The organism is Methylobacterium sp. Leaf113, assembly GCF_001423325.1.
GTDB lineage: Bacteria > Pseudomonadota > Alphaproteobacteria > Rhizobiales > Beijerinckiaceae > Methylobacterium.
On sequence record NZ_LMNJ01000006.1, the window covers coordinates 23,107 to 45,747 of the forward strand.

Annotated in this window: 18 protein-coding genes and 1 tRNA gene; 12 read left to right on the forward strand and 7 right to left on the reverse strand. The window is 70.3% G+C overall.

What is annotated here, in order from left to right; genetic code table 11:
* The first annotated feature begins 32 nt into the window (after window positions 1-32).
* The 3 genes from ASF60_RS06215 to ASF60_RS06225 all read left to right on the forward strand — a co-directional run bounded on the left by ASF60_RS06215 (window position 33) and on the right by ASF60_RS06225 (window position 3,064).
* Window positions 33-1,391: an oligosaccharide flippase family protein gene (locus tag ASF60_RS06215; RefSeq protein ID WP_156633901.1), complete on the forward strand. Its 1,359-nt coding sequence runs from the start codon at window positions 33-35 to the stop codon at window positions 1,389-1,391.
* Entirely contained in the window at window positions 1,388-2,557 is a 1,170-nt protein-coding gene (locus ASF60_RS06220; protein WP_082507786.1) for a GNAT family N-acetyltransferase, read from the forward strand. The genes ASF60_RS06215 and ASF60_RS06220 overlap by 4 nt, the downstream gene beginning before the upstream one ends.
* Before the next feature lie 87 nt (window positions 2,558-2,644).
* Window positions 2,645-3,064, forward strand: coding sequence for an FKBP-type peptidyl-prolyl cis-trans isomerase (locus ASF60_RS06225; RefSeq protein WP_056182064.1), 420 nt, complete (start codon window positions 2,645-2,647; stop codon window positions 3,062-3,064).
* Window positions 3,065-3,129: 65 nt separating this feature from the next.
* Here ASF60_RS06225 and ASF60_RS06230 read toward each other — a convergent pair whose 3' ends face one another.
* Window positions 3,130-4,125 carry a PAS domain-containing protein gene (locus tag ASF60_RS06230; RefSeq protein ID WP_056182071.1) on the reverse strand — a complete coding sequence of 332 codons (996 nt, stop codon included), beginning with the start codon at window positions 4,123-4,125 and terminating at the stop codon, window positions 3,130-3,132.
* Between the two features lie 1,147 nt (window positions 4,126-5,272).
* On the opposite strand from ASF60_RS06230, the gene ASF60_RS06235 reads away from it, so the two are divergent.
* On the forward strand, window positions 5,273-10,138 hold the full coding sequence (locus ASF60_RS06235; protein WP_056182074.1) for an NAD-glutamate dehydrogenase: 4,866 nt from the start codon (window positions 5,273-5,275) through the stop codon (window positions 10,136-10,138).
* A gap of 77 nt (window positions 10,139-10,215) precedes the next feature.
* On the opposite strand, the gene ASF60_RS06240 is transcribed toward ASF60_RS06235, so the two are convergent.
* Window positions 10,216-11,697 (reverse strand): methyl-accepting chemotaxis protein, encoded by a 1,482-nt coding sequence (locus ASF60_RS06240; protein ID WP_056182077.1) that lies wholly within the window; start codon window positions 11,695-11,697, stop codon window positions 10,216-10,218.
* A 583-nt stretch (window positions 11,698-12,280) separates the two neighbouring features.
* Between ASF60_RS06240 and rpsU the strand changes: the two genes are divergently transcribed.
* Entirely contained in the window at window positions 12,281-12,595 is a 315-nt protein-coding gene (gene rpsU, locus ASF60_RS06245; RefSeq protein ID WP_055957071.1) for a 30S ribosomal protein S21, read from the forward strand.
* A gap of 135 nt (window positions 12,596-12,730) precedes the next feature.
* Here rpsU and ASF60_RS06250 read toward each other — a convergent pair whose 3' ends face one another.
* Window positions 12,731-13,123 (reverse strand): response regulator, encoded by a 393-nt coding sequence (locus ASF60_RS06250; RefSeq protein WP_056182079.1) that lies wholly within the window; start codon window positions 13,121-13,123, stop codon window positions 12,731-12,733.
* A 589-nt stretch (window positions 13,124-13,712) separates the two neighbouring features.
* On the opposite strand from ASF60_RS06250, the gene ASF60_RS06255 reads away from it, so the two are divergent.
* Window positions 13,713-14,501: a class II glutamine amidotransferase gene (locus ASF60_RS06255; protein ID WP_056182082.1), complete on the forward strand. Its 789-nt coding sequence runs from the start codon at window positions 13,713-13,715 to the stop codon at window positions 14,499-14,501.
* A gap of 175 nt (window positions 14,502-14,676) precedes the next feature.
* Window positions 14,677-16,119 carry an NAD-dependent succinate-semialdehyde dehydrogenase gene (locus ASF60_RS06260; RefSeq protein ID WP_056182280.1) on the forward strand — a complete coding sequence of 481 codons (1,443 nt, stop codon included), beginning with the start codon at window positions 14,677-14,679 and terminating at the stop codon, window positions 16,117-16,119.
* Between the two features lie 496 nt (window positions 16,120-16,615).
* Here the strand turns inward: ASF60_RS06260 and ASF60_RS06265 are convergent, their stop codons facing one another.
* Both ASF60_RS06265 and trhO read right to left on the reverse strand, forming a co-directional pair.
* Window positions 16,616-16,825 carry a SlyX family protein gene (locus ASF60_RS06265; RefSeq protein ID WP_056182084.1) on the reverse strand — a complete coding sequence of 70 codons (210 nt, stop codon included), beginning with the start codon at window positions 16,823-16,825 and terminating at the stop codon, window positions 16,616-16,618.
* Window positions 16,822-17,574, reverse strand: a complete 753-nt coding sequence (gene trhO, locus ASF60_RS06270; protein WP_056182086.1) for an oxygen-dependent tRNA uridine(34) hydroxylase TrhO — start codon at window positions 17,572-17,574, stop codon at window positions 16,822-16,824. The genes ASF60_RS06265 and trhO overlap by 4 nt, the downstream gene beginning before the upstream one ends.
* On the opposite strand from trhO, the gene ASF60_RS26140 reads away from it, so the two are divergent.
* Window positions 17,512-17,844 carry a hypothetical protein gene (locus ASF60_RS26140; protein WP_443136735.1) on the forward strand — a complete coding sequence of 111 codons (333 nt, stop codon included), beginning with the start codon at window positions 17,512-17,514 and terminating at the stop codon, window positions 17,842-17,844. The genes trhO and ASF60_RS26140 overlap by 63 nt on opposite strands.
* On the opposite strand, the gene ASF60_RS06275 is transcribed toward ASF60_RS26140, so the two are convergent.
* Window positions 17,726-18,604, reverse strand: coding sequence for an AprI/Inh family metalloprotease inhibitor (locus ASF60_RS06275; RefSeq protein WP_056182089.1), 879 nt, complete (start codon window positions 18,602-18,604; stop codon window positions 17,726-17,728). The two genes, ASF60_RS26140 and ASF60_RS06275, sit on opposite strands and share 119 nt — an antisense overlap.
* A complete protein-coding gene (locus tag ASF60_RS06280; RefSeq protein WP_056182094.1) occupies window positions 18,601-19,602 on the reverse strand; it encodes a 2-hydroxyacid dehydrogenase in 1,002 nt (333 codons plus the stop codon). The genes ASF60_RS06275 and ASF60_RS06280 overlap by 4 nt, the downstream gene beginning before the upstream one ends.
* Before the next feature lie 306 nt (window positions 19,603-19,908).
* Between ASF60_RS06280 and leuC the strand changes: the two genes are divergently transcribed.
* The 4 genes from leuC (at window position 19,909) to ASF60_RS06300 (ending at window position 22,631) form a co-directional block, all read left to right on the forward strand.
* Window positions 19,909-21,324 (forward strand): 3-isopropylmalate dehydratase large subunit, encoded by a 1,416-nt coding sequence (leuC, locus tag ASF60_RS06285; RefSeq protein ID WP_056182283.1) that lies wholly within the window; start codon window positions 19,909-19,911, stop codon window positions 21,322-21,324.
* A 105-nt stretch (window positions 21,325-21,429) separates the two neighbouring features.
* Window positions 21,430-21,514 (forward strand) — tRNA-Leu (locus tag ASF60_RS06290).
* Window positions 21,515-21,824: 310 nt separating this feature from the next.
* On the forward strand, window positions 21,825-21,998 hold the full coding sequence (locus ASF60_RS06295; RefSeq protein ID WP_056182098.1) for a hypothetical protein: 174 nt from the start codon (window positions 21,825-21,827) through the stop codon (window positions 21,996-21,998).
* Between the two features lie 357 nt (window positions 21,999-22,355).
* Window positions 22,356-22,631, forward strand: a complete 276-nt coding sequence (locus ASF60_RS06300) for a hypothetical protein (protein WP_056182102.1) — start codon at window positions 22,356-22,358, stop codon at window positions 22,629-22,631.
* Window positions 22,632-22,641: the final 10 nt, after the last annotated feature.

Here is a 22,641-nt window from a genome sequence, read left to right on the forward strand (position 1 = left end):
TAGACCCGAACGCATCGGGCGGGGGCCATTCGGTGAGCATAGCGACGGACAGGATCGGAGCCGCCAGCCTGTGGAGCACCCTGACTCGCCTGCGAACCGGCGCAGGCGGTGCGGCGATCCAAGTCTTCGCGATCCGCATCGGGGCGGCCGGCTTCGCCTATATCGGACAGGTCCTGATGGCCCGCCTGATGGGCGGTACGGAGTACGGGATCTTTGCGGCGATCTGGGTCTGGATCGCGATCCTGGGGCACTCGGCCACCCTCGGGCTGTCGCAGGGCGCTTGCCGCTTCATCCCGGGCGACCAGGCGCGCGGCGATCTCGCGGCGGTCCGGGCCTATCTCTTCGGCGGCGCGATGGTCACCCTGGCCAGCGCCATCGCCGTGGCGATCGGCGGACTTGCCCTCGTCTGGCTGGAGGGATCGCTGCTCGCCGGACCCTACGCCGCTCCGCTGCTGGTCGCCGCTCTCGTTCTGCCGCTCTTCGCCCTCCAGGATTATTGCGAGGGCGTCGCCCGCGGCCAGAACTGGGCGGTGCTCGCCATCGCACCGCCCTACCTGCTGCGCCAGGGCCTGATCATGGCCGCGATGCTCGCGGCGGTGGCGCTCGGCGCCCCGGCGGAAGCCCGCATCGCCGTTGTGTGCACCCTGGTGGCGACGGGCGTCGCCGTGTCGATCCAGGCTGGTCTGCTGCTGCTGCGCCTGCGGGCGATCCTGCCTCCGGGGCCACGCCGCTACGCCTGGCGAAACTGGTTCCGCGCCTGCCTTCCGATCGCCGCGAGCGATCTCGCCAGCGCCGCCTCCAGCTTCATCGACGTGGTGGTGTTGAGCCTGCTCGTGCCGCCGGCTACGGTCGGATTGTACTTCGCGGCGACCCGCATCCAGCAATTCGTCGTCTTCGTGCATTTCGCCGCTACTGCCGCCACGGCACAGCGCTTCACGGCAGCGCATGCCACCGGTAATCGGGAGCAGCTCTCCACCCTGGTGTCGTTGCAGGCGCGGCTGACCCTGGCGGCCACCGCGCTGATCGGCATCGCCGTCGTGGCGGCCGCGCCCGTGCTGCTCGGACTGTTCGGACCCGAGTTTCGGGATAGCCTGCCGATCCTGGCGATTCTGGTCGCCGGCAGCGTCGCCGCCAGTGCCTTCGGTCCGGGCGAGGATCTGCTCAACATGCTCGGTGGCGAGCGCCTCGCCGCCGGCATCGCCCTGGCAATGCTGATCCTGGCCGGCGGCCTCTGCCTCGCGCTGGTCCCGGTGCTCGGTGTCGTGGGGGCGGCGTTCGCGATGGCGATCGCCACCGTGGTGCGAGCCGTCGCGATGGCCCGGGCCGCCTATGCCGTGCATGGGCTGTTCACGCCGGTCCGGATCGCTCGCTTCGGAAGGCTTGCCCAATGACCGCCGCTGTCGCGCGCCCGCCTGCAGCGTCGGCCTATCCCTGTCAGGCCTATTCCTGCGCCGTCACCACCCTGGACGCCCTCGGGCAGAACGCCGCGGCCTGGGACGATCTCTCGTCCCGGTCGGGGGATGCCCATCCGTTCTACAGTCGCCACGTGATGCTGGCCCATCGGGCGAGCGGCCTCGCCGCACCGGATCTCCGGGTGGTCGTCGTGCGATTCGGCGATCGGCTGGAGGCCGTGCTGCCGTTTCGCCGATCCTACGACATCTGCGGCCTTGGGCGCTGCGTGTCGCTGCCCTACCTCTCGCCCTTCATCACCGCCACGGCGCCCCTGGTCGCCGATGGGCCGGAGCGACCCGCCATCCTGGTGACCCTGGTCGCGGGTCTGGCGGCCGCATCCGCTGGACGCCCGTGGCGCTGGCCGCTGCTCTCGGTCGAGACCAGCCTCGGTCGCGATCTGCTAACTGCGATGGGGCTTGCCGGCTGGGATGTCGGAGAGGTGGCGCGGTTCTGGCGCCCCGTCCTGCAGCGGCGCCCCGATCATGCGGCGTTCCTGGCCGGGCATCCGCATCCGTCCCGGCTGAAGGACTTACGCCGCCGCCAGCGGCGCATCGCCGAGGGAGGGGCCGTGAGCCTCGAGACCGAGACCCGCGGTCCGGGGCTCGCGCGGGCTGTCGAGGTCTTCCTGACCGTGGAAGCCGCCGGGTGGAAGGGCGCCGCCGGGAGCGCCATGGCGTGCCGGGCCGCCCACGGGACCTTCGCCCGCGCCGTGTTCGGAGCGGGCGAAGGTCCGGTCGGCATCCGGGCCGACACCCTGCGTCAGGCTGGAACGCCGCTGGCCGTCAGCCTCGCCCTGGTCTCGGGGGGAACCGCCTACCTCCTGAAGACCGCCTACGACGAGACCGCCCGCGCCTACGCGCCGGGTCTCGTGCTGGAGGCCGAGATCGTCCGGGCCCTGCACGCGGAGGCCTTTGCCGACCGGCTCGATTCGGCGACCCTGGCCGGTTCCGCCCTGGAGAGCCTCTACCGGGAGCGCGACGCGGTTGCGGAGATCATCGCCGTGCCGGATGCGGGGCGCGGCCTGATCTCGCTGGAGCGGCGCCTCCGCCTGGCCCGCTTCGAGGGCGAGGCGCGTCACGAGGTGCGGCGCCTGCTGAGGCGCTGAGGCGCCGAGGGGTTTCGCGCCGGGGATTGTACCGGCATCCCGAGTCCGTGCTACTGCGCCGCCTCGGCATGCCAGACAGGACTATCCATGCGCCGTCCCCTCTACGCCCTCACCGGAGCCTTGATCCTCGCCATGACTGCATCCGCTTCCGCCGAGACCGTCACCACCCCTTCGGGCCTCCAGTACCGTGACGAGGTCGTGGGCACCGGCCCCGAGCCGAAGGCCGGCCAGAAGGTCAGCGTCCACTACACCGGCTGGCTCGACGAGGGCGGCAAGCCCGGCAAGAAGTTCGATTCCTCGCGGGATCGCGGCACCCCGTTCAGCTTCACCCTCGGGGCCGGACAGGTCATCGCCGGCTGGGATACGGGCGTCGCCACGATGAAGGTCGGCGGCAAGCGCACGCTGATCATCCCGCCGGACCAGGGCTACGGCCCGCGCGGCGCCGGCGGCGTGATCCCGCCCAACGCCACCCTGATCTTCGACGTGGAGCTGCTCGGCGCCCGCTGAGGCGGGTTTCCGACCGACGCGTATTCACGAGGGTCGCGTGGAGGTCACGCGATCTTCGGTCCGCGTCAGGCGTTCGAGACCGGACGGTATACCAGCCCGACCTCGCCGGGCTGGCGCGACACGAACGTGATCCCGGCCGCCTCGAGGGCCAGCCGGATGGCGGTCCGGGTTCGCGGCCGCAGGGCACCGCCGTCGCTTTCCTCGAATCGCTTGATGCTGGATCCCGAGACTTCGGCCGCCGCGGCGAGATCCGGGATCGACCAGTTCAGCATCGCCCGGGCGCTGCGGATCAGCGGGCCCGAGATCTCCTCCAACGGGATGCCGTTGGGCTGGCTCATCACGCTGGCCGAGCTCGTCATGTCGATGACGAGACCGATCCACTCCCGGACCGAGTGGTCCGGGTTGAGGATCGGCACCGCCCGGGCGCTGACCCAGCGGAACAGCCCGTCGGCGCAGCGCAGCCGGTAATTGGCCTCGTAGGATTCGACGCGCCGGACGGCATTGGCCCAGGCGGCGGCGGCCTGGGCGCGGTCGTCGGGATGGATCGCGGCGGACCAGCCACCGGCCTGCCATTCCTGCGGGGTCTGGCCCGTCAGCGCGCACCAGCTCGTCGAGGGGAGGTAATGACCGTCGGCCGTCATCTCCCACACCACGGAGGCGACGGCCTCGACCAGTCCCTCGTACCGGGCCTGGTTGCGCAGGACCGACTGGGTCGCCTCGTGCCGGCAGGTGACGTCGAGCAGGATCCCATCGGCCCGGATCGGATAGGCGTCGTGTCCGAGGATCACGTGCCCCTTGAGCTCGACCCAGCGCACCGAGCGGTCGGACCGCACAACCCGGAACCCGCGATCGACCGGAATTCCGGTTCGCAAGGCGGCGGAGATCTCTTCGAAAATGTGCCGGTCGTCCGGATGGAACAGGTCGCCCAGCGTATCCAGCTTGCCGTTCAGCTGCGACAACCCGGTCAGGCGCGCGAATCCATCCGAGAAGGCCAGTTCACTCGATCGCAGATCGACAGACCAGAGCCCGATCTGCGTCAGATCCTCGGCCAACTGGAGCATGCGTCCGGGTGCAGCGGGAAAGGGCCGGCGCTGCTGACCTGTTAAAAGATGCGATTCTAGACGAGTCATGCTCGCGGCGAACACGTGATCATCTCTCACGATAGCTTCGGGATCGGTACGACATGACCGTACCGCGCGGTTTTATGAGCGAAATTCTGAGGGAGGTCCATATCGCTCTTCGGGTCGACCAATAACGTACACCGGGAATAGGTATTTTTCCGTGAAGACGCTCGGTGTGGATCGATCAGTCCATCTTCGCAGTCTTGTTCAGATCAACGCATGATCAGCATAGGTTTCTGCATTGATTGCGGGCTATGAACGCAGATGTTTCTCACCGCGCCGGACCGCCCAGAGTCGTGCGCATGGTCGTACCCACGCCCCACGCGGGTCGCTATTAGGGTTTGATCTGCCTCCTTTGCCAGCACCAGCCTCTCAACACGCGACCGGTCGACCAGATGACGTCAGGACTGCTCGGCGCCGCAATTCTAATCTGAGAACATCCTGCGATTCCTTCGCAGGGGCCTCTCCCGCCAACTCAGCCGCCAACTAACATTTAGCAAATTTTGAATGCGACGTTGTATGACTGAGTTACGGCATGTGACTAGGAGTTCCAAGGACGAGAATTCGTGCCGTTTTGTGAGCATAATAACCGGTGGTTGTTTTCAAAAAAAAGTGATTATTCGTATTTTTAGCTGCTTAATCTCACAACGACCTACCACCTGTCGGGGGTATTGGATCGAGATCGCAACTTTCAATCGGCGATACCGAGTCGGCAGACTCATTGATCTTCGTGTGATTCCGGCGACCGAGTTGATTGTCACGCTCCGCCACCCGTCAGGGCAGGCTCCGGTGCTGCACCCTGCTCGCCTGTGGCGATTGATATGCATATTATGCAACCCAGCTTTGCATTATTGTGGGTCGATGCGGCGGCGTGACCGGAAAGCCTGACATCGATCATGGGTCGTAGCCTCCGGCGCGGTTTGCAGGGGGTGCAACGGGGGGCGCGCTATGGCCACCCATCGGCACCGATGCTCAAGTGCGTCCGGGTTCGACGGGCCGCGACGGCCGGGTCGGGCTTCTTCGTCTCGACGCGCGCCGAGGCCCGCAAGCGCGGGCCGGCCGCACCGACGCAAGGACACGGAACACCATGGCTCTGGAACGGAATGCCGCGCTCTCCAGCCCCCAGGCCCGGGGCGCCCGCACCGATCTCCTCGGGGCCGCCGCCGAGCGGGTCGCCGCGCAGGGCGGCCCCGGCGGCTTCGTCACCGACCTGTTCGGACGGGTGCCGCCCGAGGATCTCTCGCCCTATCCGGCGCAGGATCTCGCCGACCTCGCCCTGGCGGCGCGCGCGAATCTGGCGCGAGGCCGCCATCCCGGCGCGCCGGCGAACCTGTCCGTCAGCGACCGGGTCGTCGTGCGCGAGGGCCGTGCCCGTGATCTCACGATCGTGGAGATCGTCAACGACAACCGCCCGTTCCTGCTCGATTCGGCCCTGGCCGAGCTGACCGAGCAGGGGCTTGCCCCGCACCTCGTCGCCCACCCGATCCTCGGTGTCGAGCGCGATGCGACCGGCGTCCTGATCCGGGTGGTCGGCGAGACCACCGCCGACACTCAGGCCGGGTTCGCCCGCGAGAGCTTCATCCACATCCACCTCGACCGGCTCGACGACGACGCGGCCCGCACCCGCCTCGTCGACGGCCTGACCCGGGTGTTTCGCGATGTGGCGCTGGCCACCGACGATCACGCCGCCATGGCGGCCCGCCTCGCCGCCCTGGCGGCATCCTATGCCGGCGCCCCGCCGCCCCTGTCCGAGAGGGAGGTGGCGGAGGCCCGCGCCTTCCTGGCCTGGCTCGGCGAGGGCCACTTCACCCTGCTCGGCCTGCGCGAGCACGGCCTGGCCGGCGACGAGCACGCGCTGGTCGAGGGCTCCGGCCTCGGGCTGCTGCGCGATCCCGCCGTGGCGGTGCTGCGGCGCGGCGGCGCCCTCGTGGACATGACGCCGGAGATCCGCGCCTTCCTCGAAGGCCCGCAGGCGCTCATCATCACCAAGGCCAGCGTGAAGTCGCGCGTCCACCGCGCGGCCCATCTCGACTACGTCGCCTGCAAGCTGTTCAGTCCCGATGGCCGGCTCACCGGCGAGGTCGGTATCGTCGGCCTGTTCAACGCCAGCGCCTACACGCTGCCCACCCGCGAAATTCCTTATCTGCGCGAGAAGGTGGCGCAGGTGGCGGCCCGCGCCGGCCTCGACCCGATGAGCCATGCGGGGCGCGGCCTCCTCGACGTGCTGGAGACCTATCCGCGCGACGACCTGTTCCAGATCGATGCCGACCGGCTCTATCGCTTCAGCCTCGCCATCGCGCATCTCGCCGACCGGCCGCGCCTGCGGGTGCTGTCGCGGCCCGACCGCTTCGGCCGCTTCGTCTCGCTCCTGGTCTACGTGCCGAAGGACCGCTACGATTCCACCGTCCGGGCGCGGATCGGCGCCTACCTCGCCGCCGAGTATGGCGGCCGGCTCTCGGCGGCCTATCCGTACTTCCCGGACGGGCCGCTGGCGCGCACCCACTTCATCATCGGCCTGCCCGAATCCGGCGCGCCCGAGCGCGATCCCGCCGCCCTGGAGGCCGGCATCGCGGCCCTGGTGCGCACCTGGGGCGACGCGTTGCGGGTCGCGCTCGCCGAAACCCTCGACGGGCCGGAGGCCCGCGCCCTGGCGGCCCGCTACGGCGAGGCCTTCTCGGCGGCCTATCGCGAGAGCTTCGCTCCGCGCGTCGCCATCGCCGACATCATGACCCTGGAGCGCCTGAGCCCCGAGCGCCCGCGCGCCGCCGATATCGGCCGGCGCGCCTCCGACCCGGATGCGCAGATCCGCCTCAAGGTGTTTTCGCGCGGGGCGTCGCTGTCGCTCTCCGAGCGGGTGCCGGTGCTGGAGAATCTCGGCTTCCGCGTCATCAACGAGCGGACCTATCGCATCCTGCCCCCCGGGACCGACGAAGGCTCCCGGGTCTGGCTGCACGACATGCTGCTCGAGCGCGCCACCGGCGCCGCCATCGATCTCGGCCGCCTCGAGACTCTGCTCGAGGACGCCCTGCTGGCGCTGGGCACCGGATCGGCCGAATCCGACGGCTACAACCGCCTCGTGCTGGAGGCGGAGCTGCCCTGGCGCGCGGTGTCGGTGCTGCGGGCCTATGGCCGCTACCTGCGCCAGCTCCGCATCCGCTACGGCCAGGACTACCTCGCCGCCACCCTCGGCGCGCATCCGGACGTCGCCCGGTCCCTCGTCGCCCTGTTCGAGGCTCGGTTCGATCCGGCGCTGGCGGGCGATCGGGAGGCCCGGCAGGCGGAGATCCGCGCCGAGATCGAGACGGCGCTCGCCGCCGTCACCAGCCTCGACGAGGACCGCATCCTGCGCCGCTTCGTCAACCTGATCGAGGCGACCCTGCGCACCAACTTCTTCCAGGTCGCGCCGGGGGGCGGACGCCGCGAGGCCCTGGCCTTCAAGTTCGCCTGCGCCCGGGTCAGCGGCATGCCGTTGCCGCGGCCGCTCTTCGAGATCTTCGTCTATGCGCCCCGCGTCGAGGGCGTGCACCTGCGCTTCGGCTACGTGGCGCGCGGCGGCCTGCGCTGGTCCGACCGGCCGGAGGATTTCCGCACCGAAGTGCTCGGGCTGGTGAAGGCCCAGCAGGTGAAGAACGCCGTGATCGTGCCGGTGGGCGCCAAGGGCGGCTTCTTCCCCAAGCGCCTGCCGCCGGCCTCCGACCGTCAGGCCTGGATGGAGGAGGGCACGGCGAGCTACCGGATCTTCATCCGCACGCTGCTCGAACTCACCGACAACATCGTGGGTGACGCCATCGCGCCGCCGGCCGACACGGTGCGGCACGATTCCGACGACGCCTACCTGGTGGTGGCGGCCGACAAGGGCACCGCCACCTTCTCGGACATCGCCAACGCCCTCTCGGCGGAGCGCGGCCACTGGCTCGGCGACGCCTTCGCGTCGGGCGGCAGCCAGGGCTACGACCACAAGGGCATGGGCATCACCGCGCGCGGCGCCTGGGAGGCGGTGAAGCGCCACTTCCTGGAGATGGACATCGACACCCAGAGCGACCCGATCACGGTGGCGGGCGTCGGCGACATGTCCGGCGACGTGTTCGGCAACGGCATGCTGCTGTCGCGCACCCTGCGCCTCGTGGCCGCCTTCGACCACCGCGACATCTTCCTCGACCCCAACCCCGACGCGGCCGCGAGCTTCGCCGAGCGCCGACGCCTGTTCGACCTCGGGCGCTCGTCCTGGCGCGACTACGATGCCGGCCTGATCTCGCCCGGCGGCGGGGTCTTCGCCCGCAGCCTGAAGACCATTCCGCTCTCGCCCGAGATCCGGGACGTGCTGGGAATCGCGGACGCCGAGGCGACGCCGGCCGACCTGATGCAGGCGATCCTGACGGCGCCGGTCGACCTGCTCTGGTTCGGCGGCATCGGCACGTATATTCGCGCTACCACCGAATCCGACGAGGAGGCCGGCGACCGGGCCAACGACGCGGTGCGCATCACCGGGGCCATGCTGCGCGCGAAGGTGATCGGGGAGGGCGCCAATCTCGGGGCGACCCAGCGCGGGCGCATCGAGGCGGCCCGCCACGGCATCCGCCTCAACACCGACGCCATCGACAATTCGGCCGGGGTCAACACCTCCGACGTCGAGGTGAACATCAAGATCGCCCTGATGAGCCCGGAGCGGGACGGCCGCCTCGACGGGCAAGACCGCAACGCCCTCCTGGTGGCGATGACCGACGAGGTCGCCGCCCTGGTGCTGCGCAACAACCAGCTCCAGACGCTGGCCCTGTCGCTGGCCCAGCATCGCGGCCTGTCCGAGACGGGCTTCGCCATGCGGACCATGCAGGCGCTGGAGGCGGACGGGCGCCTCGACCGCACTGTCGAATTGCTGCCGGACGATGCGGCGATCACCGAACGCATGCGCAAGGGCGAGGGGCTGACCCGGCCGGAATACGCGGTGCTTCTCGCCTACGCCAAGCTCGCGCTCTACGACGCGTTGCTGGCGAGCACCGCCCCGAACGACCCCTATTTCGACCGCGAGCTGCAGCGCTACTTCCCCGCCGCCCTGCGCCAGCGCTTCCCCGACGCGGTCAACGGCCACCGCCTGCGGCGCGAGATCATCAGCACCGCGCTCTCCAACATCATCGTCAATCGCGGCGGCCCCTCGCTGGTCACCCGCCTCGTCGAGGAGACGGGGGCGGATGCGAGCGCCATCGCCAAGGCCTACGCCATCACCCGCGACGCCTACGGGCTGATGGAGCTGAATCTCGCCATCGACGGGCTCGCCGGCGCCATCGGCGGACAGGCGCAGATCGCCCTCTACGCCGAGGTGCAGGACCTCCTCGTCGGCCGCATCGTCTGGTTCCTGCGCAACCTCGACCTCTCGGGCAGCGTCGCCCCGATCGTCGCCCGCTACCGCGAGGGCATCAGCGCCCTTCAGGCGGCCCTGCCGGCGGTGATGGGCGAGGCGGTGAACCGGCAGCTCGCCGCCCGCGAAGCCGAACTCGTCGGGCTCGGGATGGCGGAGGCGCCGGCCCGGCGTCTGGCGGCCCTGACCACCCTGACCTCGGCCCCCGACATCGTGCGCATCGCCGAGACCGGCGGCGGGGCCATGTCCGAGATCGCCGCGACCCACTTCGCCCTCGACCGGGCGCTCCAGCTCTCGGACCTCACCGGCGCGGCCCGGGCGGTCGCCACCGGCGACACCTACGACCGCATCGCCCTGGAACGCGCCATCGCCACCATCGCCACCGCGCACCGGCAGCTCACCGCCGAGATCGTCGGCACCGTGGGGGCCGGCGCGGACGCGGTGGAGGCCTGGAGCCGGAGCCGGGGCGCCGCCCTCGACCAGGCCCGCGCCACCCTGGAGGCGGTGACCGCCTCCGGCCTCACGGTCTCCAAGGCGACGGTGGCGGCGAGCCTGCTTGCGGACCTGGCGCGGCCGAAGGGCGGGGCGATCGCCGGCTAGAGTCTTTCGTCTTCGCGAGTCTTTCGTTTTCGTTTGTCTGGTCGGGATCACCGGTTTCCCCTGATCCCTGACCATTTCTAACGCGCGAGGACGCGCGCCGCGTCTTTCGTGGTCCCGACCGCGCGGGAGACGTCGCCGATGGACTGCGCGATCGCCTGGATGTTCTGGGAGATCGCCGCCACCGCGCTCGCGGCGTGCTGCATGTTGCCCGACATGTCCTGGGTGACGACGCTCTGCTCCTCCACCGCCGCCGCGGTGCTGACGACATAGTCGCCGATCTGGGCCACCGAGCCCTGGATGGTCTGGAGGGCGTCGCCGACCTCCTTCGAGACGGCCTGGACGTTGTCGATCTCGGCCGCGATCTGCTCGGTGGCGCGGGCCGCCTGGTTGGCGAGATTCTTCACCTCCTGCGCCACCACCGCGAAGCCTCGGCCCGCCTCGCCGGCCCTGGCCGATTCGATCGTCGCGTTGAGCGCCAGCAGGTTGATCTGGCCGGCGATGCTCTGGATCAGGCCGACGATGCCGGTCATCGCGCTGGCGGCGTCGGTGAGCCGCCGGGTCTCGGCGGCGGCCGCCGCGACCTGGCCCTGGGCGGCCTCGGTGGCGGCGCGCGAATGCGTCATGCTCTGCGAGATCTCGGCGACCGAGGCGGCGAGTTCCTCGGAGGCCGCCGCCATGGTCTGGACGTTGTCCGCGGTCGTGCCGGCCGCCGTCTCGGCGTCCCGCGTCTGGGTGTTGGACAACAGCACGGCGCTGTCGATCTCGCCGAAGTTCTGGGCGATCAGCCGTCTCAGGTCGTCGAGGAGGGTGACCTGAGCGGTGATGTCGGTGGCGAACTTGACGACCTTGTAGGGGCGCCCGGCCGCGTCCAGGATCGGGTTGTAGGAGGCCTCGATCCAGATCTCCCGGCCGCCCTTGGCGATGCGGCGGTACTGCGCGGCCTGATACGTGCCGGCGCGCAGGCTCGCCCAGAACGCCGCATAGGCGGGGCTGTCGCGCTCCTCCGGCCGCACGAACATGCGGTGATGCTGGCCGACGATCTCCGGCAGGCTGTAGCCCACCGCCGCCAGGAAGTTCGGGTTGGCCTCGAGCACCACCCCGTCGAGGGAGAACGAGATCACCGCCTGGGCCTTGTGCAGGGCGGCGATCTGACCCTCGCGGTCGGCGTCCTGCATCTTCTGCCGGGTGATGTCGGTGGCGAACTTGACGACCTTGTAGGGCTTGCCGGCGCGGTCGAGGATCGGGTTGTACGACGCCTCGATCCAGACTTCGCGCCCGCCCTTGGCGATGCGGCGGTACTGCGCGGCCTGATAGGTGCCCGCGCGCAAACTCGCCCAGAACGCGGCGTAGGCGGCGCCGTCGCGCTCGCCCGGCGCGACGAACAGGCTGTGGTGCCGGCCCCGGATCTCGGCCAGCGGGTAACCGATCACCGCCAGGAAGTTCTCGTTGGCGGTGATGACGGTTCCGTCGAGATTGAATTCGATGATGCCATGAGACTTGTCCAGGGCCGCCAGCTTCGCGTCCGTCTCAACCGACGCCTTGTTCCGCAGACCCAACATCCGTCGCCCCAACGTGAGAACCCTGAAGGATTCATGCCGCAACTGCGCGCCGTCCCGTCCGAAGAGCGGCCGTGTTGCTCAAAGAATGTTGCATACAAAAATTAATTATTGGAAAATTGGGCCGGGTTTCGTGACGATGCAGCAACCAAAGGTCGGTTCCGAACCTCAACGTTCACTGCGGGAAAGCTGTGGGCGATCAATCCAAATCTTCATCCGCACGATAAAGGCTCCGGCGCAGCGATTCAGCACTGTCCTGTCGCCTGAGAACTGCGATCCTTCAGGATGTCCGGCGTCTGTTCTCAGCATCCCCGTGCCGTGCCGGGCGCGACCCGACGCCGACCGGCGGCGCACTCCGAGCGCCACAATGCCGTCGACCCGTCGCAAGGCGTGTTGGAACTCGCGGGCGGTTGGTGTATGAGCCTGCCCCAAGTGCAGTTTCTGCGCCGATTCGAGGCCGTCTGACGGACGTCCCGCCCGGGGTAATCCTGGGTCCGGGACGTTTTGCAGTTCGCGTCGCGGGGCTCCGTTCGGGTCTCAAGGGTCGGCGCCGCCCAACAAACACCGTTTCAGAGGATTGAAACCGTTGCAGGTACTCGTTCGCGACAACAACGTCGACCAAGCCCTCCGCGTCCTGAAGAAGAAGATGCAGCGCGAGGGCATCTTCCGCGAGATGAAGCAGCGCAAGGCTTACGAGAAGCCCTCCGTCCGCAAGGCACGTGAGAAGGCCGAGGCCGTGCGCCGCGCCCGCAAGCAGGCTCGCAAGACCGCGATCCGCGAGGGCCTGATCGCCGCGCCGAAGCCGAAGCCCCGTTTCGGTGCCGGTGCGCCGCGTCGTCCGGGTGGTTCGCCGTTCGCCCCGACGGCCCCGACCGTGCTGCCGCCCGCCGGCAACGCCTGACGCCGCAGCGCGGCGCGGCGGGACGTATCGCCCGCCCCGCGCCGTCGCCTTGCGTGTCCCATCGATCTGCAAAAAGCCCGGCCGCTCGGCGGCCGGGCTTTTTCGCGTGGGTTGACCCGTCCGGGAGGACCCGTCTCAGGCGGCCCGGGCTGCCTCGGCGGCGTGCTCGGCCTGGACCAGCACATCGAGGGCGCGCCACGGCTTCTGCATGTAGACCGCCTGGGCCGGCAGGCTGCCGCCGCCGCGCGCATCGCCACCCGAGGTGAGCACCACCCGGACGTCCGGCCAGCGCCGCTCGACGGTGCTCGCGAGGGCGATGCCGTCCATGCCGGAGCCGAGGCGCACGTCGGCGAAGAGTAGGGCGACGTTGCCGCCGGAGCGCTCCAGCACGGAGATCGCGGCCTCGGCCGTGTCGCAGGCGATCACGTCGAGGTCGCTCTCCTCCAGAACCGCGGTGGCGAGATTGCGGACGTCGGCGTCGTCCTCGACCACGAGGGCGATCGGGCAGGGGGTGTGTGAGCGATCCATGGAGTCTCCTCGTCGGGCATCTGGGTTTCTGAACGAAAGGGGCGCGGGAACGGGCGCCGGGCAATGAGCCGGGATGAACGTGACGCAGCACACGGTCGGCGGACGGCTTTCTGCGGCCCGTGCCGACGGAATTCGCGGTGATCCTGTCCGTCGCGACCCTGTCGCGGCGCTGATTCTTTCGCAGTGATGCTGCGCCGCCACGGTGTGATCGGCAAGAGTCCCAATGGCGAGCGTTTGAACGGCGAGAGGCTGATCGGCACAGTCTGACCGATCAGAATCCGAATCGCTGAGCCGGCTCTGTGGTTCCCGCGGTCGAAAAATCGGTCTTCGCCGTATTCCCGCCGGGCTCCCGTGATGAGGATGGGGGAGTGGATGGGGGCGGCTCGCCCCTCCCGGCGCGAGAGCGGTGCGTCTCTTGCATGGCTCGCCTCGCAGGAGGTCGAGACCGGTGCTCACGTTAACGATGCATTCACCATGTTCGCTCGAACCTGACCATCGAGCCTGTGGACGTGGTTGCATGAGACGGACGCTGCCCTAGGGGCGGCGGTCGGTTCGGCGGGTCATTGGGATCAGGGGGTGTTTGTCCGTCATGTGCCGCTTTCTCGCCTATTCCGGTGAGCCGGTCTTCCTGACCGACCTCGTCTGCGCACCGACGCACTCGCTGGTCTACCAGTCGCTTCACGCGGCCGAGGCGAAGACGGAGACCAACGGCGACGGGTTCGGCATCGGCTGGTACGGCGAGCGGGTCGATCCCGGCCTCTACCGCGACGTCTGCCCGGCCTGGTCGGACGAGAATCTGGTCAACCTCTGCCAGCAGGTGCGGGCGCGGATGTTCTTCGCCCATGTGAGGGCTTCGACCGGCACCGCCACCACCCGGGCGAACTGCCATCCCTTCGCCCACGGTCGGCACCTGTTCATGCACAATGGCCAGATCGGCGGCTACGGGCGCATCAAGCGCCGGATCGAGGCGCTGATCCCCGACGCGCTTTACGACCAGCGACGCGGCAGCACCGATTCCGAGGCGATCTTCCTGCTGGCCCTGGCCAACGGCCTCGCGGAGGACCCGGTCGGCGCCATGCACAAGACCCTGGCCACGGTGCGCGAGCTGATGCGGGCCGCCGAGGCGACCGAGCCCCTGCGCTTCACCGCCGTCGTCACCGATGGCGACACCCTCACGGCCTTCCGCTGGGCCTGCGACAGCAGCCCGCCCAGCCTGTATTACCGCCAGACCGACACCGGCCTCGTCGTCGTGTCGGAGCCGATCGACGGCTGCCGCGACGGCTGGACCGTGGTGCCGAAGGGCGCCACCCTGCAGGCGCGAATCGGCGGCTCCGTCGTCGTCACCGGCGCCAGCGCCGCCGAGCGCATCGCCGCCTGAAGGGACTCGGCCGCGCGATCCACGGCGGCGCGATCCACGGCAGGGTGAGTCGTCGGTGCAGCGTGATGCGTCCCGCGGCTTCCCGCGTCAGGCGCCCCAGCCATCGCGGGATAAGGGTTGCGGGCGGCGCGGGATGGGCGGACAAACCGGCTCCATCGCCATGCGGGAGCCGCCGATGACGTATCCGAACGTGACGCTGCACATCGCCGGGAGCTGGACCGACGGGTCCGGCGCCGAGACCCTGCCGGTGTTGAACCCGGCCACCGGCGAGACCCTGGGCACGCTGGCGGTCGCGACCCGCGACGATCTCGACCGGGCGCTGGCGGCCGCCGCGCGCGGCTTTGCCCTCTGGCGCAGGGTCTCGGCCTTCGAGCGCGCGAAGGTGCTGCGCCGCGCCGCCGATCTTCTGCGCGAGCGGGTCGAGGCCATCGCCCGCATCATGACCCTGGAACAGGGCAAGCCGCTGGCCGAGGCGCGGGTCGAGATCCTGGCCGGGGCCGACGTCACCGACTGGTTCGCCGAGGAAGGGCGCCGGGCCTATGGCCGCATCATCCCGGCGCGGGCGGACGGCGTCGTCCAGATGGTGCTGCGCGAGCCGGTCGGGCCGGTGGCCGCCTTCACGCCCTGGAACTTCCCGATCAACCAGGCGGTGCGCAAGGTGGCGGCCGCCCTCTGCGCCGGCTGCTCGGTGGTGCTGAAGGGACCGGAGGACACGCCGGCGAGCTGCGCCGCGATGATCCGGGCCTTCCTCGATGCCGGGGTGCCCGGCGACGTGCTCTCCCTCGTGTTCGGCGATCCGGCCGCGATCTCCGGCTACCTCATCCCGCATCCGGTCATCGCCAAGATGTCGTTCACCGGCTCGACTCCGGTGGGCAAGGAACTCGCCGCTTTGGCCGGGCGCCACATGAAGCGGGCGACGATGGAGCTTGGCGGCCACGCGCCCGCGATCGTGTTCGCGGATGCCGACGTGGACAAAGCCGTGGCCGTGCTCGGCGCCAACAAGTTCCGCAATGCCGGCCAGGTCTGCGTCGCGCCGACCCGGATGCTGGTGCACGATTCCGTCTACGACCGGTTTCGCGATGGCTTCGTGGCCTTCGCCGAGGGCCGCAAGGTCGGCGACGGGCTCGACCCCGAGACCACCATGGGGCCGCTCATCCATGCCCGCCGCCTGGAGGCCATGGAAACGCTCTGCGCCGATGCCGTGGCGCAGGGTGCCACGCTGCGCACCGGCGGCCAGCGCATCGGCAATCGCGGCACCTTCTTCGCACCGACCGTGCTGTGCGACGTGCCGGTGAGCGCCCGCATCATGAACGAGGAGCCTTTCGGCCCGGTGGCGCTGATCCAGCGCTTCTCCGACGACGCGGCCGCTTATGCCGAGGCCAACCGGCTGCCCTATGGCTTGGCCGCCTACGCCTATACCCGCTCGGCGGCCCGGGCCGTCGAAGCCGCCGCCCGGATCGAGAGCGGCATGGTCGGCATCAATCACCACGGCCTCGCCTTCCCCGAGACACCGTTCGGCGGCGTCAAGGAATCCGGCTACGGCAGCGAGGGCGGCTCGGAGGCGCTGGAGGCCTACCTGACGACGAAGTTCGTCAGCCAGGCGAGCGTCGGGGGGTAGGGGGCGAAGTCGCGGGTCGTCCCTGCCCCCTCTGTGGCAGGGAGACGATCCATGCGCGCCCCGACTTGCCCCCTCTCCGGCAAGCAGAGGGGCCCCGCGCAGCCTTCGGCCTCCCGAAGCGGACGTGGCCGGCCGCTGATGAGGCGACAATAGGGGCGACGGAGGAGGGAACGGTCGGGTGCCGCCCGACTGGGGGCGCGCTTTTCACAGGCAACGCAGCGGCAGAGGGCACCGCACCGTCATTCCGGGGCGCCGCAGGCGAGCCCGGACCCGAAGGGGCGCGCCAGCGGCGCGCAATCCAGAGCCGCTGACCGTGCAAAGTCGTGTATCACCTGCGTGTCTGGATCCCGGGCTCCGCTCCGCGGCCCCGGGATGACGGGGTGCTGCCGATTCTTTCTTGGCTGCCGTGGCCTGCGCGCGCCGGCTTTGCGCGACATCGACCCGCGGACTGCGCCCATGCCGTGCGGGCGGATGAGGTCGCCGGATGCCCGACCGCTCAATAATGCGGCGGCGGGGGTTCCGGTGCGCCCGAGCCGGGGCGGTGGGAGGCTTGCTCCACTTCCTCGACGAGCTTGGCGATCTGCCGGGTGAGGGCGTCGATCTGGCGCCACTGGGCGGTGATCGTGGTGTTGAGGTCGTCGATCACCACGTCCTGTTCGGTCAGGCGCATCTCCAGGGCGTCGATGCGGGCGGAGAGGTCGGTCATCGCAGGGTTTCCGGGGCGTGGTCGGGCCGCTCCACCAGGGCAGGCCCCAGGGCGATGCGGCCGTCGAAGACGAAGCAGTCGCCGGTCCAGCGGTTCTCGGCCTCCGGCACCGTCTCGAGGTAGCGCAGGATGCCGCCGGCCAGATGGCGCACATCGGCAAAACCCTTCGCGCGCATGTAGGCGCCGGCCTTTTCGCAGCGGATGCCGCCGGTGCAGAACATGGCGACCCGAGGATGCGCCGCCGGATCGAGGCCGGCGACGTAATCGCGAAAGGCGCTGAACCGGGTGATGCCCGGATCGACCGCGCCGGGGAAGCTGCCGAGGGCGACTTCGAAGGCGTTGCGGGTGTCGATCAGCAGCAGGCCGGGCGTGTCGAGAAGCGCGTTCCAGGCCTCCGGCGCCACGGGGGTGCCGGCGCCGGCGGCCGCATCGGTGGCGCCGTCGTCGAAGGTGACGATCTCGCGCTTGACCCGGACCTTGAGCTGCCGGAACGGCGGCGCCTCGGCCCGGGACAGCTTGCATTCGAGGCCGTGCAGGCGGTCGCCGAACGGCGGTCCGGCCTGGAGCGCGGCGAGGAAGCCCGCGATCGCCTCGGCCGAGCCCGCCACCGTGCCGTTCAGGCCCTCCGGCGCCAGCAGCAGGGTGCCGGTGATCCCGAACCCTTCGCACAGGGCCTGGAGCGGGGCCTGCAGCGCGGCGACGTCCGGCAGGGCGACGAACTTGTACAGGGCGGCGACGGTGAGGGGCATCGGGTCGGGCAATCGCGGGACTTCGGGAGGCGTTCGGGGCGGAAGAACTCGGGGCGGAAGAACTCGGGGCGGAAGAACTCGGGGTGGAAGAACTCGGGGTGGAAGAACTCGGGGTGGAAGAACTCGGGGTGGAAGTATCAGAGACGAGGACCTACGGGGCCGCGCCCTCGACCCGGCGCAGCACGAAGGTGGTGCCGACCTCCGGGTCGCGGCGCCAGCGCCCGTCGCCGGCGGCGATCAGGTTCACGGCGTGGCCGCGGCGGGCGTTGAGGGTCAAGTGTCCGTTGGCGAAGCGCCAGGAGACCGGATCGAACACCGTGAGGCCGCCGTCGCGGCAGGAATCGAGGATGCGGACCGGGGCCGGCGCGGTGCCGGGCGTCAGGGCGATGCGGCAGACGTCCTGCTCGCGGTAGCGGTCGAGGGCATAGATGCCGGGCGCCGGGGCGTCGCCGGCCGGCTCGGGCTGGGCCGGCGCGGCGCTGCGGGCGTCCGGGGCGGCGCTGCCGGCGCCGGGGCTGGTGGGCACCGCATCGGTCGGCGGCACCATCGCGACGATCTGGAGCGGCACGAGGCTGAAATGCTCCTCGCCCGCGGCCGCCACCAGACTGCGGGCATCGACCCGGGCGGCGAATTGCAGCACCGGCCGGACATCCTTGTCGACGAGCCGGAGGTTGCCGTCCGCGAACAGCCAGCCGGCGACGCCGTTGAGGATCGGCAGGGCGCGGCGGCACCCCGCCGGGAAGGACAGGCGTCGCCCGGCCGGCCCGCTCGCGCCCGACAGGGTCAGGACGCAGCGCCGGGTGCTGCCGTCGCGCGACAGGTCCCAGGTCCCCGGCACCCCGGCGATGTCGCGCGGCAGGCTCTCGACGAAGGGCGTCCCGGCGGCGGAACTCGCCTGTTCTGCCGGCGTCGCCGGCTCGGCCAGTCCGGGCGCCGTCTCCTGGCTCGCGGCGGGCAGGGCCGGGACGAGGAGCGTGGCGCTCAAGCCGGCGAGGCGCAGAGCGCGGCTGACCACGACGGCGCGGCTCATGCGCGGGTCCCCCCGGTCCAGGAGGTCTCAGGTAGGGGGGTCTCGGGCACGGGCGTCTCGGGCACGGGGGTCAGCGGCCCCCGGCCGTCGAAGAACGCCGTCAGGTTGTCGACCACGAGCCGGCCCATGGCGGCCCGGGTCTCGACGGAGGCCGAGCCCACATGCGGCAGCAGCACCACCTGATCCATGGCCACGAGGTCCGGCGGCACGTGCGGCTCGCGCGCGAAGACGTCGAGGCCGGCGCCCAGGATCGTGCCCGCCTGCAGCGCCCGGATCAGCGCCGGTTCGTCGACGAGGCTGCCGCGGGCGACGTTGATGAGCAGGCCCTGCGGCCCGAGCGCCGCCAGTACCGCCGCGTCGACGATCCCGTGGGTGTCCGGGCCGCCGGGCGCCACCACCAGGAGCACGTCGGAGGCCTCGGCCAGACCCAGGAGGGTGGGGTGGTAGGCGTAGGGCATGTCGGCTTGCGGCCGGCGGCCGTGATAGGCGAGGGCGACGCCGAAGCCTTCGAGGCGGCGCGCGATGGCGCGCCCGATCCGCCCGAGACCGAGGATGCCGACGGTGCGCCCGCGCAGGGTCGGGGTGAGCGGGTAGGTCCGGCTCGGCCAGTGCCCGGCGCGCAGGTGCCGGTCGGCCTGGGGGATCTGACGGACGGTCGCCAGCAGCAGACCGACGGCGAGGTCGGCCACCTCGTCGGTGAGCACGTCGGGGGTGTTGGTCACCACGATGCCGCGTTCGGCCGCCGCCGCCGTGTCGATGGTGTCGTAGCCGACCCCGAAGCTCGCCACGATCGCGAGGCCGGGCAGGCGCGCCAGCAGGGCCCGGTCGACCGGCGCCTGCGCGCCCGTCGCGAGGCCGCGGATGCGCGGGCCGATCTCGGCCAGGAACCTGTCCGGGTCGGGGGCGGTGTCGAGGCGGTGCAGGGTGAAGCGCTGCGCGACGGCGTCCATGACGTCGGGATGCATCGCTTTCAGCATCAGGATGTCGACGGGCTGCATGCGGCGGATCTCGGCGACGGTGTCTTGTGAGGGCGCGGCCCCCGGACCGGGGACGATGGCGACAGCTTTAGGCGCGCGGTCCGGACCGGTCCAGTGACCTGCCCGAACAGCACCGGGCGGGATCATCGCGCGCTGCGCGGGCTCTTTTCACGCTGCGCGGACTTCATGCGGCCGCCTCCGGGCTGCCATCCGCCCGATGCAAGCAACGCCGCGGTTTCGCGCGAGGCACCTTTCGCTGCGCGCCTTGGAACACTACTAAAGGAACACGCCGATCCGTTTTTGACGAACAACCAGAACAGCCACGCCATGACCGCGCCGCGCACCCTGTACGACAAGATCTGGGACGACCACGTCGTCGATGTCGAGCCCGACGGCTCCACGCTCCTCTACATCGACCGCCACCTCGTCCACGAAGTCACCAGCCCCCAGGCCTTCGAGGGCCTGCGCGTGGCCGGGCGCCGGGTGCGCCATCCCGAGAAGACCCTCGCGGTGGTCGACCACAATGTGCAGACCTCCGATCGCCGCTTCGGCATCGAGGACCCGGAAAGCCGCATCCAGCTCGAAGCCCTGGCCGAGAACGTGCGCGACTTCGGCATCGAGTTCTACGACGCGCTGGATCGCCGCCAGGGCATCGTCCACGTGATCGGGCCGGAACAGGGCTTCACCCTGCCGGGCCAGACCATCGTGTGCGGCGACAGCCACACCTCGACCCACGGCGCCTTCGGGGCGCTCGCCCACGGCATCGGCACCTCGGAGGTGGAGCACGTGCTCGCCACCCAGACGCTGCTGCAGAAGAAGGCGAAGAACATGCGCGTCAGCGTCGACGGCACCCTGCCGCCCGGCGTGACGGCCAAGGACATCATCCTGGCGATCATCGGCGAGATCGGTACGGCCGGCGGCACCGGCTACGTCATCGAATATGCCGGCTCGGCCATCCGCGCCCTCTCGATGGAGGGCCGGATGACGATCTGCAACATGTCGATCGAGGGCGGCGCCCGCGCCGGCCTGGTGGCGCCGGACGCGACCACCTACGCCTATGTCGAGGGCCGGCCGAAGGCGCCCAAGGGCGAGGCCTTCGCCCGCGCCAGGGCCTACTGGGAGAGTCTGGTCACCGACGAAGGCGCATATTTCGACCGCGAGGTGCGCCTGGACGCCGCCAACCTGCCGCCGATCGTCAGCTGGGGGACCAGCCCCGAGGACGTGGTCTCGATCTCGGGCGCCGTGCCCGACCCGGCCCAGATCGCCGACGAGAACAAGCGCCAGTCGAAGGAGAAGGCCCTGGACTATATGGGCCTGACCCCCGGCACGAAGATCACCGACATCACCCTCGACCGGGTGTTCATCGGCTCCTGCACCAACGGCCGGATCGAGGACCTGCGGGCGGTGGCCCAGATGGTCGAGGGCCGCAAGGTCCACGCCAACGTCTCGGCCATGGTGGTGCCGGGGTCCGGCCTCGTGAAGCAACAGGCGGAAGCCGAAGGCCTCGACCGCATCCTCAAGGCGGCCGGGTTCGACTGGCGCGAGCCGGGCTGCTCGATGTGCCTCGGCATGAACGCCGATCGCCTGAGCCCCAACGAGCGCTGCGCCTCGACCTCGAACCGCAACTTCGAGGGCCGCCAGGGCCATCGCGGCCGCACCCACCTCGTCTCCCCCGCCATGGCGGCGGCGGCGGCGGTGGCCGGCCGCTTCGTCGACATCCGCGAGTGGCGCAGCGAGGCCTGAGCCACAATCGAAGGGCCGGTCGAAAATCCCGCACAATCCGGATTGACGACCGGCCCCACCCCGCCTAAACGAAATCCGCGTCGGCGCCGCAAGCGGCCCCGACGAGCCCAGGTGGCGGAATTGGTAGACGCGCTGGTTTCAGGTACCAGTCTTGCAAGAGGTGAAGGTTCGAGTCCTTTCCTGGGCACCATCAGCTGGCTCAGCCGCTGATCCGCAAAACACATGTGATCGATAAGGTTTGAGCGCAGGCTCGCTGTGAGACGGGGTCGGTCCGACACCCGGTTCGATCAAGTATTCCGATTTAGAACTCGTTATCGCTCCTGGCGCGCATCTGGCCGAGATAACTGAAACGCGGCCGGCAGGACGCTCACGGATAGCCTGGGCGATGGACCTTGCATGCGCTCGGTCCGCGAGGGGCCGACGCCGGTCTGTCGCGATTGCGTTCCCAAGCCAGCGGAAAGCCGCTTGGAGCGGCCACCCGGCGCCCTACCTTGCTTCCCATGACTGAGCCGCCAGACGACAATCTCGACCATTACGCCCTGGGCTTCTACGCGCCCGGCAAGGGCCTGCGCCGCGAGGATTGCCCCTATGCGGAGGGCACCGAAGCGCATGGGCAATGGACCGCCGGGTACGATGCGGCGCTCCAGGAGAAGGCGGACGGCGCGGCGCCGTAGCGGCCCCGTTCGAGGAGACGGCGCGCGAACACCCGAAAAGCAACCTTGTGCCTGGAACGTGGAACGGGGCGTGGCGAACTCTGTTGCCGCGCAGCACGCGACCCACGCCCCCCTTTGCGTCGCGTGCGGCACCCGCGTGGGTGTTCCTCCTTCGACTTGGGCCGCTCCTGTCCGGGAGCGGCCTCTTTTGCGAGGCTCGTCCGCGTGGCGGCAGGGCCGCGTTCGCCACCTCGGGGCATCGACCCGGGTGATGTGCGGCCATGGGGCCTCGGCGCAGGGGGGGCGGTGCCAGAACATCGCAGCTGGGCCGGGCGTTACCCTGGGCGTGCTTCACGCCAAACATCAGGGAGAGAGACCATGAAGGCCGTCGCGCTTGCGCTCGCCACCACGCTTGTCCTGTCCTCGGGGGCCATCGCCGCCGAAGGGGGCTCCGGGACCACCAGGTCGGGCACCCTCAACAGCACCGGCCCGAACGACGCCGGCGCCGGCGCCTCGCCCGGTGCGGCGGGAAGCGGCCCTTCGACCGGCGACAAGAGCCGCTCGGGCACGGCCAACAGCACCGGGGCCAACGATGCAGGCTCGGGAGCGTCACCGGGCGCGGCCGGCAAGGGGACCAGCGCCCCCACGCGCTGACGATTCAGCG

Coding starts and splice junctions, on each gene's coding strand:
- ASF60_RS06230 (WP_056182071.1), bottom strand. CDS start 4,125: ATGCTCCAGTTGGCCGAGGATCTGACGCAGATCGGGCTCTGGTCTGTC.
- ASF60_RS06275 (WP_056182089.1), bottom strand. CDS start 18,604: ATGAGCCGCGCCGTCGTGGTCAGCCGCGCTCTGCGCCTCGCCGGCTTG.
- ASF60_RS06265 (WP_056182084.1), bottom strand. CDS start 16,825: ATGACCGACCTCTCCGCCCGCATCGACGCCCTGGAGATGCGCCTGACC.
- ASF60_RS06225 (WP_056182064.1), top strand. CDS start 2,645: ATGCGCCGTCCCCTCTACGCCCTCACCGGAGCCTTGATCCTCGCCATG.
- ASF60_RS06220 (WP_082507786.1), top strand. CDS start 1,388: ATGACCGCCGCTGTCGCGCGCCCGCCTGCAGCGTCGGCCTATCCCTGT.
- ASF60_RS06250 (WP_056182079.1), bottom strand. CDS start 13,123: ATGGATCGCTCACACACCCCCTGCCCGATCGCCCTCGTGGTCGAGGAC.
- ASF60_RS06260 (WP_056182280.1), top strand. CDS start 14,677: ATGACGTATCCGAACGTGACGCTGCACATCGCCGGGAGCTGGACCGAC.
- ASF60_RS06295 (WP_056182098.1), top strand. CDS start 21,825: ATGACTGAGCCGCCAGACGACAATCTCGACCATTACGCCCTGGGCTTC.
- ASF60_RS06235 (WP_056182074.1), top strand. CDS start 5,273: ATGGCTCTGGAACGGAATGCCGCGCTCTCCAGCCCCCAGGCCCGGGGC.
- leuC (WP_056182283.1), top strand. CDS start 19,909: ATGACCGCGCCGCGCACCCTGTACGACAAGATCTGGGACGACCACGTC.
- ASF60_RS06280 (WP_056182094.1), bottom strand. CDS start 19,602: ATGCAGCCCGTCGACATCCTGATGCTGAAAGCGATGCATCCCGACGTC.
- ASF60_RS06255 (WP_056182082.1), top strand. CDS start 13,713: ATGTGCCGCTTTCTCGCCTATTCCGGTGAGCCGGTCTTCCTGACCGAC.
- ASF60_RS06240 (WP_056182077.1), bottom strand. CDS start 11,697: ATGTTGGGTCTGCGGAACAAGGCGTCGGTTGAGACGGACGCGAAGCTG.
- ASF60_RS06300 (WP_056182102.1), top strand. CDS start 22,356: ATGAAGGCCGTCGCGCTTGCGCTCGCCACCACGCTTGTCCTGTCCTCG.
- trhO (WP_056182086.1), bottom strand. CDS start 17,574: ATGCCCCTCACCGTCGCCGCCCTGTACAAGTTCGTCGCCCTGCCGGAC.